Origin of the sequence: Sporosarcina limicola (assembly GCF_014873855.1) — a bacterium.
GTDB lineage: Bacteria > Bacillota > Bacilli > Bacillales_A > Planococcaceae > Sporosarcina > Sporosarcina limicola.
In genome coordinates this window covers 1-13,327 of record NZ_JADBEL010000001.1, presented here as the reverse complement: position 1 = coordinate 13,327, position 13,327 = coordinate 1, and the positions used below count along the sequence as shown (strand labels likewise).

Genomic DNA, 13,327 nt, shown 5'->3' with positions numbered 1-13,327 from the left:
GTAAAATAGAGGTATCATCAGTTTGAAAGGAAGATTGCTTTGTCAAAAGTACTCGATACATTTTTACGGGAAAATTTAAAAGAACTCCGTGAACAAGGCCTCTATAATGAAATCGATCCAGTTGAAGGTCCAAATGGCCCAATTATTAAAATAAAAGGCAATGACCTTATTAATTTATCATCAAATAACTACTTGGGGTTAGCGACTGATGAAGATTTAAAGAAGCTTGCGATTGCAGCAACTGAAAAATACGGCGTCGGTGCAGGGGCTGTTCGCACGATAAACGGTACGCTCGATATCCATGTGAAACTTGAAGAGAAGCTTGCGGAGTTCAAAGGAACCGAAGCAGCGATTTTCTACCAATCTGGTCTCAATTGTAATATGGCGGCGATTTCTGCAGTTATGAACAAAAAGGATGCGATTCTTTCGGATGAACTGAACCACGCTTCAATCATTGACGGTTGCCGCCTTTCTGGTGCGAAAGTCATCCGCATTAATCATCAGGATATGGATGACCTTCGTGCGAAAGCGAAAGCGACGATGGAATCTGGTTTGTATGAGAAAGTAATGTACATTACGGATGGTGTCTTTTCGATGGACGGCAACGTTGCCAATCTTCCGGAAATTGTCAAGATTGCGAAGGAATTCAATTTGATCACCTATGTCGATGATGCGCATGGATCTGGCGTCATGGGCAAAGGAAAAGGGACCGTGAAACATTTCGGTCTTGAAAAAGAGATTGATTTCCAAATTGGTACCTTGTCGAAAGCAATTGGTGTCGTAGGTGGCTATGTCGCAGGGACGCAGGAATTAATTGATTGGTTGAAAGTTCGTTCACGTCCCTTCCTGTTCTCTACAGCACTTCCAGCTGGCGACGTTGCGGCAATCATGGGCGCGCTCGATAAAATCATGGAATCCACTGAACTCCATGACAAAGTGTGGGAAAATGGTAACTACTTGAAAGCTGGACTCTCCAAGCTCGGCTTTAACATTGGCGTATCGGAAACACCGATTACCCCTTGCATCATAGGCGAAGAGAAGTTGACACAACAGTTTTCAAAGCGTCTCGCGGAAGAAGGCGTCTACGCAAAATCAATCGTCTTCCCAACAGTTGCCAAAGGAAAAGGCCGCGTCCGCAATATGCCGACTGCAGCCCATACGAAAGAAATGCTCGACAATGCACTAGAAATCTACGCTAAAGTTGGAAAAGAACTTGGCGTAATTTCATAATTGAATTGGTAAACGTACCCCGGGTAGCTAAGGCTGTCCGGGGTTTTTGAATTGAATTGGATGACGCGTGGCAACTGTCATGGCAAATTGCAGAACTGTGAGGGCAATCGAGTAAACTGTAATGGCGCGTGGCAACTGTCATGGCGAATCGCAGAACTGTCATGGCAACCGTCGAAACTGTAATGGCGCGTGGCAACTGTCATGGCGAATCGCAGAACTGTCATGGCAACCGTCGAAACTGTAATGGCGCGTGGCAACTGTAATGGCGAATCGCAGAACTGTCATGGCAATCGAGTAAACTGTAATGGCGCGTGGCAACTGTCATGGCAAATTGCAGAACTGTGAGGGCAATCGAGTAAACTGTAATGGCGCGTGGCAACTGTCATGGCGAATCGCAGAACTGTGAGGGCAATCGAGTAAACTGTAATGGCGCGTGGCAACTGTCATGGCAAATCGCAGAACTGTCATGGCAACCGCCGAAACTGTCATGCGAATAGACCATCCCAATCACGCAAATACTCACTCAAACAAAAAAGTCCGCGGCCAAGCAGACTTTTCCTTTTCAAACTATTGAAAACTCTTCATTTTCTATTCGCCTCAATGTATGATGCAGGACATACTTTTGCATACCAATCGCACTATTAATGGATTGATCTGCCTCCAGACGAAATTCATCTTGATTGCCACGTTTTAGGGCAAGATGGGCTTTCAATGCATGAATCATCCAAGGTGTATGCAGTTTTGCGAGAAACTCCCCAGCTTTTTCAAAGTTACCAGTCATCACATAGGCAAATCCTTGATAATAATCCTTGAATTCCTGTCCGGCGATATGATTTGCATGATCTAGCAGTTTTCTGGAATCATTTTGAAAAATAGCCAGATTCGCTCCGTATACATCCTGTATATCCTTTTGTTTATATGTGTTCATGATGCGCTTCAAGGAATCTTCGACATCGCGTTTATTACCATAGGCTAGAGCGTAGGAATAACCGAAAATGGGTCTCTTATAATTGCTGGAAATGTAGTTGTCAATAAAACGGAGTGATTTTGATTTGTAGATGATGTGAATCGGCCATAGGGTGGTGACAGAAACATATAGCGTGAGTACCGCAACAATGGTAATCCATTTGGAAACGCCATATGCAGATAAAATAAGCGTAAGTAGAGTCCCGATAACAATGAGTAGAACGAATTTGAACACTTTTGAAAAGAAGAAAGGCTTATTTTTAGACATTATGCACCTCGCATTTTTCTTTCATTATACCAGAAAAATCCGACATAACTTTATATATAATGAAATCATTATTGTGTTTTTGGAACGAACAACTTATAATGAAATTAATCGATTAAATATGAGTTAATGATTAACTTCGAATTGAGTGTTCTCTCCAAAAACACAAACGTCTACTAATGGGGTGTATAGAAATGAAGAAAATAATGGTGACAGGTGCTCTCGGGCAAATTGGTTCCGAATTGATTGCAAAGCTTCGTTCAGAATATGGTACGGATAATGTATTGGCAACAGATATACGTCGTACGAATTCAGCAATAGAGGGACCTTTCGAAATTCTTGATGTGACAGATACCAATAAAATGCATACCCTTGCAAAAGATTTCGGTGCAGATACGATGATGCATATGGCGGCGCTATTATCTGCAAAAGCGGAAGAGGAGCCATTGTTTGCATGGAACCTCAACATGGGTGGGTTGATGAATTCACTTGAAGTATCACGCGAATTGAATATGCAATTTTTCACACCAAGTTCGATTGGTGCATTTGGCCCGTCAACGCCGAAAAAAGATACGCCGCAAGATACGCTGCAACGCCCAACGACCATGTATGGGGTCAATAAAGTCGCGGGTGAATTACTTTGCGATTATTATTTCCATAAGTTTGGACTCGACACACGGGGCGTCCGTTTCCCGGGACTTATCTCATATGTAGCGCAACCTGGTGGAGGGACAACGGATTATGCGGTCGATATTTATTACAAAGCATTGGAAGAACGGAAATATACATCCTATATTGCGGAAGGCACATATATGGACATGATGTATATGCCAGATGCGTTGCAGGCGATTGTTGATTTAATGGAAGCGGATCCTACAAAATTGGATCATCGGAATGCGTTTAATGTGACAGCGATGAGCTTCGAACCATCGCAAATTGCCGCTTCAATCAAGAAGCATATTCCGTCGTTTGAAATCGCATACGATGTTGACCCTGTACGTCAAGCAATTGCTGACAGTTGGCCTGATTCAATCGATCCATCAGTTGCCATTGCTGAATGGGGTTTTAAAACAAATTATAATTTGGATAAAATGACAGCGGATATGCTGTTGAAATTGAAGCTGAAATTGAGTGCATAACACTAAAGGCCACGGAATATATTCCGTGGTTTTTAGTGTGGAATGAAGTCTCGCATCCAAGTAACAAATCAGGCAGGCCTAAGCGCAAACGAGCCTTGCTACCGCGCATGAAACTTACGACTCAAACTTAAAGTAATCCAACAGGAAAAGCCCCGCAACGATAAGCGAGGCCTCTCCGTATTCCATTAAAATAAAAGATGTGCCACTCCAGCGATAATAGGCAACGCAATCAATGTTCGTAAAAGGAAAATGACAACGAGATCGACAAAGTTTACTGGGATTTTTGACCCTAGTAGTAAACCGCCGACTTCAGCCATGAAAACAAGTTGTGTCACAGAAATCGTAGCAACGACAAACAATGTCAATTGGGATGTGATAAGTCCTTTAGCCAAAATAACTGGCAGGAACATATCCGTGAATCCAACCACCATAAGTTGCGCGGCATCTGCTGATTCAGGAACGCCTAGAACGGATAGAATCGGTTCGAATGGTTTTCCTAAAATTGTGAAGACACTCGTATATTCCGCAAAAATGAGGGCGGCCGTCCCGAAAGCCATGACGACAGGAATGACACCAATCCACATATCAAGGACGTTTTTGAATCCTTCAGTAAACGTTTTGAAAAACGAGCGATTTGTACTCGCTTTTATCAATGCATTTTCAAGACCGTGAGATAATGAATTATATCCCTTAGGCAATTTTTCATCATCGCCAGTAAAGGGTCTTCCGTCAATATATTCATCCTTTTTTCCAGCTAACGGATAGATGCGTGGCATAATAAAAGCGAGTATGAGACCAGTCAAAATGACAGTTCCATAAAACGGTAGGAAATATTTTTCAAGTCCAACATATCCGATGATGATAATGGAAAACGTGATGGATACGACTGAAAATGTTGTTCCAATGATTGCCGCTTCTTTTTTCGTATAATAGCCCTCTTCATACTGTTTACTTGTGAGCAGTACACCAATTGTTCCGTCCCCAATCCATGACGTAAGCGCATCAATCGATGAACGGCCAGGCAATTTAAATAGTGGACGCATGATTTTCACCATCATCGTTCCAAAAAATTCGAGTAACCCGAAATTAAGGAGAAGTGGCAACAACAATCCTGCAAAAAGGAAAATGGTGAAGAGAAACGTGACAAGTCCTTCATTTGGATCGAGTAGTAGGCCACCGGTATTCTCACTCCAGATTGCTTCAGGTCCAACTTTGAGCATGACGAGTAATGCAAACACGGCTCCGACAATCCGAACAACCGTCCAGAAGAACGATACTTTGAATAAACCCGTAATAAATGATGGTTTACGTTTACTAGGCCTCACAGCTAAAAATAAAATCGAACCAAGTGCAGCAACCATAAGAATAATTGTCGCAGTCCAAGGCATGATAGGAGCAATCGTGCCTGATAGAAGATCCGCTAGTTTGGCAATCGGTACTTTCCAGCCGCTGTTAAACTTTAAGGGGATCATGAATAAAATAATACCGAGAATCGATGGTAATAGAAACAATAGCCATGTAGAAAGACCAAATTTTTTCAACTGAATTCTCCCCTTCTTTAAAAATGAATAGCTTGTATAAGTATACAAGCTATCAGTCTTTTTTCATATATAAATAAAGTATAACCTACTTTTATTTTCCAGTCTATAATTTTCGCAAAAAACCACAGTCATAAAGACTGTGGCCCCGTTAGAAAACTTATTCAAAGTCCCGATCCCATCGATACGTATAAAAACGCTCATTCTGGAACCATTTCATCGCATCAGGATCTTGCGCCTCTAATTTCTTTTCCATATCCTTCATCATCCAAACGGTTTGGGATGCATGTGATTGCAGTGCAGCAAATTTTTTCTTTGAAACAGTTGTAATATCATGAGTGATATCAGGTTCACCAAGTACCTCGATTGTATTATTAGCGAATGCAATTGTATAGAGAGTGGGACGTTCTGTTTCAGAAATTCTCCGAACTGCACGAACAACTGCGCGTGCAGAGGCATCATGATCGGGGTGAACAGACAGGCCGGGGTAGAATGAAATGACGAGTGAAGGATTTGTCTCTTCCATCAGATCTGTGACGAGCTGCACCATTTTTTCATCGTCTTCAAACTCAATTGTTTTATCCCGTAACCCCATCATTCGTAAATCGTCTAGCCCCATTGCTTCACACGCTTTTTTTAACTCGCTTTTCCGAATTTGTGGCAATGTTTCTCGATTTGCAAACGGTGGATTTCCAAGATTCCGGCCCATTTCACCGAGTGTCAGACAAGCATAGGTAACGGGGACGCCCATTTCTCTGTAGAGGGAAATTGTGCCGGATACACCGAAAGCCTCGTCGTCAGGATGAGGGAATATGACCAATACATGACGTTCTTTTTTTATCATCAATAAATCCTCCTTAATACGTGAATGGTGTCTCGCTTATTTCAAGCGCCACCGCCAATTTCCCTTCAGGATCAAGTCCAGCCATGAGAAGGCGTCCGTGTTCGTCGACTTTATAATGGGTGATTCCTTGTGCATAAATCCAACCGGAGGGTAGTTTCAAACCGATGCGGTGTGGCGACTCACCAGCCACTTTTCCGAGTTCGTATTTGATGACGATATTCCGGATGAATGCGCCGGCATTGAAAAATCCTTCATTGAAATGAGCAGCATAGGAGCCATTCGTTGTTTCAAGATGGATGTAGACATCTTTATTTGCAAAGGAAGTGATGAGTTCCTGTAAGTGTTCGGGTTTAACTTTCTCCATGTAAAAACCTCCTTAAAGAGTACTTCATAATAAGTATATCGAAAACGAATGTTGAATGCGATTTCCCTGTTTGAAACAAGAAAAGCGTAAGGCGCCGCTTCCTGCGGCAACGGCTGCGTGACCCACATCTTGTGGGCCTCCGAGGGATTGGCGCCTGAAGCTGGACAACAAGAAAAGCGACCGGGAAAAAGATTATCTCCTGGTCGTTGCATCTAGTTATCCTAAATTGACTAAATTGACTACGTCATGCAGCTTTGTCTATGTGACTAGCATCGTACGAGCCATGACAGCTTAACCGATTGCCCTTCCAGTTCCCCGAATTGCCATGACAGTTCGTACGAGCCATGACAGCTTAACCGATTGCCCTTCCAGTTCCCCGAATTGCCATGTCAGTTCGTACGAACCATGACAGTTTAACCGATTGCCCTGCCAATTTTAAAATCAGCGAGGGATAAGGGATCCCCCACTGATAAAAGTTTCATTTCATTAAACTACAGTTGTCGTAATTTCAGGTGCACCAAAACGGTTTTTTGCGCCGTGCATGACGGGGCCGACATAGTCGTTCAGTTTCCAGCCATTCGCGATTGCGGCTGTAACAAATTTCTTCGCTTCGATGACAGCTTCTTTCACAGCAAGCCCATTTGCAAGATTCGCAGTGATTGCAGCTGCAAACGTACAACCCGCACCATGGTTATAATGTGTTTCCGACTTTTCTGCTTCAAGAAGTGTGAACGTCTTGCCGTCATAAAACAAGTCTGCTGCTTTAGCATGTTCCAATTGTTTGCCGCCTTTAATGACGACATTGCGTGCGCCAAGTGAATGGATTTTTTCCGCGACTACTTTCATATCGTCAATCGTTTTCGGTGTTTTTGTTCCTGCAAGCTGTCCTGCTTCGAACAAGTTTGGTGTCACGATTTCTGCTTTCGGAAGCAGGTATTTGACCATCGCGTCGACATTTCCTGGATTGAGTACCTCGTCTTCGCCTTTACATACCATGACCGGATCGATGACAACATGGTCAAGTCCAGATTCTGTAATTGCCTCGCCCGCCGTTTGGATGACTTCTTCCGTGCTCAACATACCCGTCTTAATAGCGTCGACTCCTGTGGATAATGCTGTTTTAATTTGCGCTTTTAACACATCAATCGGTAGTGAATAAACGTTATGGCTCCAATGATTGTCCGGATTCATCGTCACAATGACCGTAAGTGCTGTCATGCCGTATGTTCCATGCTCCTGGAATGTTTTTAAATCGGCTTGGATTCCTGCGCCGCCTGATGTATCTGAACCTGCAATTGTTAAAGTCTTTTTCAACGTCATAGTGGAACGTCCCCTTTTAATTTAAATGGATTTACAATTAATCTTAATCAAGATGAACAAAAATTACAAATGTTGAATGTCGTCAGCCTTCATCATTTTGAAGATGGAGTAGGTCAAGAGTACAGCGATGATGAAAAAGACAGCCGCACTTATTCTATGTCCATTTATCATCAACCCAATGGCGAGTGCAAATAGGACGATAATGGCGCATCCAAAAAGAATTAGAAAGGCGATAAGCCCTGCACCTTTGGAGCCCTCAGGTATATTTTCACCATGTTTTGCGGCTTGCGCAATTATTTTCATCTTTTCTCGTAACCCCAAATCGGCCACATCGCATCCCTCCCACTCAATCGTACCATGTCTTTCTAGTTGTTTGTATCGAAACTTTCCTATAGTCTAAACGTATAAGATAGTGTCGGATTAAGAGGAAAAGAGGGATGACATGACGGATGAGCGGAAGTTGGACGAAATCGAGCGACTGCTGAAAGAATTGAAGGCTTCTGAGAATGAAACCGCGGTCACGGTGGATGAAATTGAAGACCGCCCATCCGGTTTCTGGGGCGTAGGGAAAATTTTCTTTTCATTATGGAAAAAAACCTTCATTGCAATCGCACTACTTATTTTACTCCTTGTCGTTGCTTTACCGTTCGCGACGATGTATTTTCTGAAACAGGGAAGTACATACACAGAAGCAAAAGGCGCATTCCTTGAGCAAATCCAGGAGTTGAACGAACTGGCGACAGCGGAGGCCTATACAAAAGTGGTCATTGAAAGACAAGATAACACGCTGTTCGGCCAAAGCATTGGGCTTAATTTGCCAGGCACAAAACGGCAGTTACTCGTCGTCATCCCAGGTTCCGTAAAAGCAGGTGTTAATCTGTCCACGTTGACGGACAAGGATGTTATTGTGGATGAAGAGAAGAAAACTGCGAAACTTCTATTGCCTCCTGCAACCTTTTTAGGGGGTGCGGAAATTTATTTCGATAAAGTCGAAGTGTATTCATATGAAGGCATTTTTCGTGAAAAAGCGAATATCGAAGAGGCATATGAACTCGCTGCTGAAGCGAAAGAACTGATAATGAAAGAAACCGCGGAACACGGTGTCTTGACAATGGCGCAACAAAACGCCGAGAAGACGTTGCGTGAAATGTTTTCATTCGCAGGTTATGATGTGACAATCAATTTCAAGGAGTGACAAAGCATGGATAAAAAAAGATTCGGTAACGACTGGGATAAACTACTCGGCAATGAATTTGAGAAACCGTATTATGTGAAGCTAAGCGAATTTCTGAAGGAAGAATACGCGGAGAAAATAATTTATCCACATATGAATGACCTGTGGACCGCTTTCAAATTGACACCGTTTAATGAGGTGAAGGTCGTCATTTTGGGACAAGATCCTTACCACGGTCCTGGACAAGCACATGGTTTGAGCTTCTCAGTGAAACCGGGTGTGAAAATCCCTCCGAGTCTCCGCAATATGTTCAAAGAGTTGGCATCGGATATCGGTTGTGAACCACCGGCTGGCGGCACGCTTACGGGGTGGGCGGCACAGGGCGTACTTATGCTCAATACGGTGCTTACCGTACGTGAAGCCCAGGCAAATTCGCACCGCGGTCAAGGATGGGAAACGTTTACCAATGAAGTGATTCAACGGTTATCGGAGCGTGAAAAGCCAGTCATTTTCATATTATGGGGGCGCCCAGCACAGGATAAGAAGAAACTCATCGATACGTCGCGTCACGCAATTATCGAATCGGTCCACCCGAGCCCGCTCAGCGCAAGTCGCGGATTTATCGGCAGCCGTCCGTACTCAGAAACGAACCGAATTTTGCAGTCATGGGATGAAATGCCGATTGACTGGTGTAAAACAGGCGGCGCGCTTTAATTTGCACAGTAACAGTGATACTGTGAAGAGGAAAGAGGTTGATCATTGTGGCAGTAAATTGTTTTCAATGCCACTATTTCTTCGTAACATGGGATCCGCGGAATCCGCGTGGTTGCAAGGCGTATGGATTCAAAACGCGTGAACTGCCCTCGAGTGTCGTCAAAAGATCGTCTGGCATGGATTGTTTGAATTTCGCACAGAAGAAGGGGGATGTGAGGCGATGATTTCATACGATCGGATCATTTCAGAAATGGAACGTCAATTGTCCGTCGCAAAACGTGCGGGTGACGAGCGCGCCATGCGGGAAGCATTATCCGCTGTCAGATCGCTTTGTGAAGTTGCGCTAGGTGGGGAAGTGAAACGGGAAGAGCGGATTGTCCCTAAAATGCTCTCTTCCAGCAATGAAGTACAATCGCTCACTTCACTTGAAGGAACGCTACTCGAGGAAGAGGACGCAAATGGTGGCTCGTTGTTCGATTTTTAATAGTTCCAAAGTCTTGTTTCGGGAATAAAATTGTGAACTTGACGGATATCTTTGCGAAACTGATGAATAAACAAGGGGAAGTGATGAATATCCTTGTGAACTTGGAGAATATAAATGTGAAACTGACGGATAGCAAACGGGGGAAATTACGATGTATTCTCAAATTACGGAAATTTACATCATTTGAGCAGAGATGATTTTTTTAAAACGGATATGATTAGAGAAGTCATTAAGCCCTTTTCCTAAGTGAAGCCGATTTTAACTAAGAAAGTAGGAGGAAACATGCCATTTTTCATTATTGCAGGTGCTATCAACGCGGCGATTGCTGTTGCATTTGGTGCATTCGGGGCACATGCGCTAAAAGATAGACTGTCTGAACATTATTTGGCAGTCTGGGAAACTGCTGTCCAGTATCAGATGTTCCACGCACTCGGATTGATTGCCATCGGAATTCTCATGAGTCCAGCTGTTCTTGGTCCGTCAACCCAGTTATCTTGGGCAGGCTATCTGATATTGGCCGGTATCATTATTTTCTCCGGTAGCTTGTACGTACTAAGCCTCTCAGGTGTTGGGATTCTTGGCGCTATCACACCAATCGGCGGCGTCGCATTCATTGTTGGTTGGATTATGTTGATTGTCGCAGCTGTTAAATTTGGTAAGTAAGGCAAGGGAAATCTTCCTTGTCTTTTTTAAATTCATCAATATGTCACACTATTGGTAGTTCATCCCAAACCTTTTTTGATAAACTAAGAGACAAGGGGGAGATTTCATTGATTTTGACACACTCACAATCAAAGCAACGACTATTTGGTTTAGTACTCCTGCTCGTTCTTGTTAGCAATTTTATAATCTATCGGTTACCGGCTATGCCTATTCCAGCCGACTCAAGTGGGGTTGTCCTCGGCTCTTTGCTCGATTTGGCGATTGTTGCGCCGCTTCTTATTCTTGCGATGACCCGTAACAAAGGCTTCACCATCAAACGGTTTATCACATTTATGGTCTTGGGGCTCGTTGCAGCACGCTTCATCATTCCCGCCACTTACTTCGAACCATTCAAATTTATTCCCTATATTGCAATTGGTATCGAAGGATTGATTGTCCTAGCAGAAATGGGTCTTATCATTCTTCTTATGAAGCATTTACCCGCTATTGTAGGTGAAATTAAGAATGACCAGGTAAGTAGCCTGTTTGCATTTCCGGTAATGGTGAAAGAGAAAGTATCCACCCATCCGCTTATCACAATGATTGCTGCTGAAACACTCATGTTTTACTATGCATTCGCAACCTGGAAGCAACAACCGCTAATCGGTGAATCAAGATTTTATCTCCATCAAAAAACGAGCCTTATCGCATTCAATGTGATGCTTATCCATGCGATTGTCATTGAAACACTTGGATTTCATTGGTGGTTGCACGACAAATCGATGGTCTTATCCATCGTACTTCTCGTTCTCAATGTCTATTCTGTTATCTATTTCATTGCCGATATTCAAACAGTGCGACTGAATCCACTTACTCTGGATGAAAATCACATGAGGATCTCACTCGGACTCAGCAAACGTATGGAGATTCCATACACTGCAATTGACCGGATTGATTGGGGTGAAAAGGCGTCAATGTGTAACCTAAAAGAGGAAGGGATTATTGACTTCATCGCCCGTGATTTTGAAGTGGTAAAACCACAATGTGTTATTCACTTCAAACGCCCACTCAAAGCGATGTTGTTCCTTGGAAGGGAAAAAGAATTTGTTGCCGCTGCAATTCGCGTGGATGAGCCCGAAAGCTTCCAACGTTCACTAGAGCAAAAACTTGATAATTAATCAAAAAATCTTCCGCAACCCACATCGGGCAGTCGGAAGATTTTTTCATTATGGTTGTTGCGTAAAATACTTTACTTCATTATCAAATTCGGCATAATCGAAATAGATCATCGGGAACAGGAAACGATGTCCCGTATTCGGTTCGCTCAAGATGACGTGATCACGACCAGCCGCCTCCACGACGCCGCGCACGGTTTTCGTATTCTTACCCGAATCGAGGGCATGTTCGAACGAAAAGTGAAAAGTTCCCGGCTGACCACGATTTAACCGCAAAATGTTTTCGATGTAGGATTCTTCTCGCTGAGGTAAGCCAGGCGGTCTTCCGCTCGGGATTGTCACTTGAGGGGGTATCATCTGTTGTTGCTGCTGTTGAAAATTAGGGTTCCAATAATATTGGACCATTTAGTCATCCTCTCGTCGTCAATTTTAAATTTCCGGACAATCGCTTTCCGTAGGGGAGAAGAAACAATGTGATTTGAATCTACCAGTATTCCACTGGCCATACCACTGGGCAGGGCAATCACCGGTAGGCATGAAAAACCATAATGAACGGGTCGACGGATGGAAACGTTCGCCAGCAATGACCCGTCTCGCTAGTTTTCGGTCCTGTTCGCGCGCTCGCTGATAGAAGTAAGATTTCGTCGTCGCTTCAAAGCCGCCAGGACGCTGGAACACCATCTGCTCCAAATTACGAATATCATTGAAATCAAGACAACCCGTACGCACACGGTTTACCCCGACATTACCAACCATCAGCATACCTAAAAGGCCATCCCCCTCAGCTTCGGCACGCATCAATCGTGCAAGAAGATCGACTTCCTTCTCTGTAGATTTTATCACTGCCACGGCACAACCCCCTTGAGTCCAACATATGCAATGGGGACGTTAAGTATGCTAGTGCAAAGTGACAGTCACTCATATAACAAAAATAACTGAAAAGTGGAAACGAATGAGGTAAACTAAAGGAAAGGGGGGAGTTCACTTGCAAATCCACAATATCATTCCAGACTTTCTATCATTAGTTGAATCAAAAGAGGATCTCACCGTTGTCGATTTGGAAACGTATTTCGAAAGGTATCCAGCGATTTTTGCGGACTATTTTCCCAATCATTGTCCGAAAACAGAGGAGCGGCTCAGTGCTGCGATTGAAAAATATCCAAAGAAGATGGATGATATCCAATCAATATCGGTACGTTTACTGGCTCTTACGCTCATTTGGGGAAAAGGTCTATTCCGCTCCATTGCTAGAAGTTAATAGTATTAGAATATAATTATAGTTCATAAAGAACCCTGTTTTTCAACACTTGAAATTTTGCTCTTCCGTACATCATTCGTTTGATTGTTTTTAACCGATTGACATGCCCTTCTACCGGGCCGTTACTCCACGGCTCCTGAATGCTTAACTTGACAGAACTAATATCTTGTTCGATGCCATGAATAAATGATTGTATAAATGGATAGTCAAGTTG

General features: G+C 43.4%; 18 protein-coding genes. 9 read left to right on the top strand and 9 right to left on the bottom strand.

The genetic code is table 11. The features are described 5' to 3' along the window. Positions 1–39: 39 nt before the first annotated feature. Positions 40–1,230: a glycine C-acetyltransferase gene (locus H4683_RS00085; RefSeq protein WP_192596797.1), complete on the top strand. Its 1,191-nt coding sequence runs from the start codon at positions 40–42 to the stop codon at positions 1,228–1,230. Between the two features lie 562 nt (positions 1,231–1,792). On the opposite strand, the gene H4683_RS00080 is transcribed toward H4683_RS00085, so the two are convergent. After that, positions 1,793–2,464 (bottom strand): hypothetical protein, encoded by a 672-nt coding sequence (locus H4683_RS00080; protein WP_192596796.1) that lies wholly within the window; start codon positions 2,462–2,464, stop codon positions 1,793–1,795. 191 nt (positions 2,465–2,655) lie between these two features. Here H4683_RS00080 and H4683_RS00075 point away from each other — a divergent pair, with 191 nt between their 5' ends. Then, a complete protein-coding gene (locus tag H4683_RS00075; protein WP_192596795.1) occupies positions 2,656–3,600 on the top strand; it encodes an L-threonine 3-dehydrogenase in 945 nt (314 codons plus the stop codon). Between the two features lie 185 nt (positions 3,601–3,785). On the opposite strand, the gene H4683_RS00070 is transcribed toward H4683_RS00075, so the two are convergent. The 5 genes from H4683_RS00070 to H4683_RS00050 all read right to left on the bottom strand — a co-directional run bounded on the left by H4683_RS00070 (position 3,786) and on the right by H4683_RS00050 (position 7,996). Continuing rightward, positions 3,786–5,141, bottom strand: a complete 1,356-nt coding sequence (locus H4683_RS00070; protein ID WP_192596794.1) for a YjiH family protein — start codon at positions 5,139–5,141, stop codon at positions 3,786–3,788. Positions 5,142–5,298: 157 nt separating this feature from the next. Then, the gene (gene bshB2, locus H4683_RS00065; protein WP_192596793.1) at positions 5,299–5,985 is read right to left on the bottom strand and encodes a bacillithiol biosynthesis deacetylase BshB2; all 687 of its coding nucleotides are present in this window, start codon (positions 5,983–5,985) and stop codon (positions 5,299–5,301) included. Between the two features lie 10 nt (positions 5,986–5,995). After that, on the bottom strand, positions 5,996–6,346 hold the full coding sequence (locus H4683_RS00060) for a YojF family protein (protein WP_192596792.1): 351 nt from the start codon (positions 6,344–6,346) through the stop codon (positions 5,996–5,998). A 486-nt stretch (positions 6,347–6,832) separates the two neighbouring features. After that, positions 6,833–7,666, bottom strand: a complete 834-nt coding sequence (thiD, locus tag H4683_RS00055; protein ID WP_192596791.1) for a bifunctional hydroxymethylpyrimidine kinase/phosphomethylpyrimidine kinase — start codon at positions 7,664–7,666, stop codon at positions 6,833–6,835. A gap of 63 nt (positions 7,667–7,729) precedes the next feature. After that, a complete protein-coding gene (locus tag H4683_RS00050; protein WP_192596790.1) occupies positions 7,730–7,996 on the bottom strand; it encodes a hypothetical protein in 267 nt (88 codons plus the stop codon). A gap of 112 nt (positions 7,997–8,108) precedes the next feature. Here H4683_RS00050 and H4683_RS00045 point away from each other — a divergent pair, with 112 nt between their 5' ends. The 6 genes from H4683_RS00045 to H4683_RS00025 all read left to right on the top strand — a co-directional run bounded on the left by H4683_RS00045 (position 8,109) and on the right by H4683_RS00025 (position 11,858). Further along, positions 8,109–8,861, top strand: coding sequence for a DUF4230 domain-containing protein (locus H4683_RS00045; RefSeq protein ID WP_192596789.1), 753 nt, complete (start codon positions 8,109–8,111; stop codon positions 8,859–8,861). Between the two features lie 6 nt (positions 8,862–8,867). Beyond that, positions 8,868–9,554 (top strand): uracil-DNA glycosylase, encoded by a 687-nt coding sequence (locus H4683_RS00040; RefSeq protein WP_192596788.1) that lies wholly within the window; start codon positions 8,868–8,870, stop codon positions 9,552–9,554. Between the two features lie 47 nt (positions 9,555–9,601). Further along, positions 9,602–9,778 carry a uracil-DNA glycosylase gene (locus H4683_RS21185; RefSeq protein ID WP_338062374.1) on the top strand — a complete coding sequence of 59 codons (177 nt, stop codon included), beginning with the start codon at positions 9,602–9,604 and terminating at the stop codon, positions 9,776–9,778. Continuing rightward, positions 9,775–10,038, top strand: coding sequence for a YwdI family protein (locus tag H4683_RS00035; RefSeq protein WP_192596787.1), 264 nt, complete (start codon positions 9,775–9,777; stop codon positions 10,036–10,038). The genes H4683_RS21185 and H4683_RS00035 overlap by 4 nt, the downstream gene beginning before the upstream one ends. Before the next feature lie 282 nt (positions 10,039–10,320). Then, positions 10,321–10,701, top strand: coding sequence for a DUF423 domain-containing protein (locus H4683_RS00030; RefSeq protein ID WP_192596786.1), 381 nt, complete (start codon positions 10,321–10,323; stop codon positions 10,699–10,701). 107 nt (positions 10,702–10,808) lie between these two features. Then, positions 10,809–11,858: a beta-carotene 15,15'-monooxygenase gene (locus tag H4683_RS00025; RefSeq protein WP_192596785.1), complete on the top strand. Its 1,050-nt coding sequence runs from the start codon at positions 10,809–10,811 to the stop codon at positions 11,856–11,858. Positions 11,859–11,906: 48 nt separating this feature from the next. Here H4683_RS00025 and gerQ read toward each other — a convergent pair whose 3' ends face one another. Together gerQ and H4683_RS00015 are read right to left on the bottom strand one after the other, a co-directional pair. After that, a complete protein-coding gene (gerQ, locus tag H4683_RS00020; protein WP_192596784.1) occupies positions 11,907–12,260 on the bottom strand; it encodes a spore coat protein GerQ in 354 nt (117 codons plus the stop codon). Between the two features lie 24 nt (positions 12,261–12,284). Then, the gene (locus H4683_RS00015; RefSeq protein WP_338062362.1) at positions 12,285–12,704 is read right to left on the bottom strand and encodes a cell wall hydrolase; all 420 of its coding nucleotides are present in this window, start codon (positions 12,702–12,704) and stop codon (positions 12,285–12,287) included. A 136-nt stretch (positions 12,705–12,840) separates the two neighbouring features. Between H4683_RS00015 and H4683_RS00010 the strand changes: the two genes are divergently transcribed. Then, positions 12,841–13,113 carry a hypothetical protein gene (locus H4683_RS00010; protein WP_192596783.1) on the top strand — a complete coding sequence of 91 codons (273 nt, stop codon included), beginning with the start codon at positions 12,841–12,843 and terminating at the stop codon, positions 13,111–13,113. A 16-nt stretch (positions 13,114–13,129) separates the two neighbouring features. Here the strand turns inward: H4683_RS00010 and H4683_RS00005 are convergent. Continuing rightward, positions 13,130–13,327 (bottom strand): transposase (locus H4683_RS00005; protein WP_192596782.1); only part of this gene is annotated, 198 nt, incomplete at its 5' end.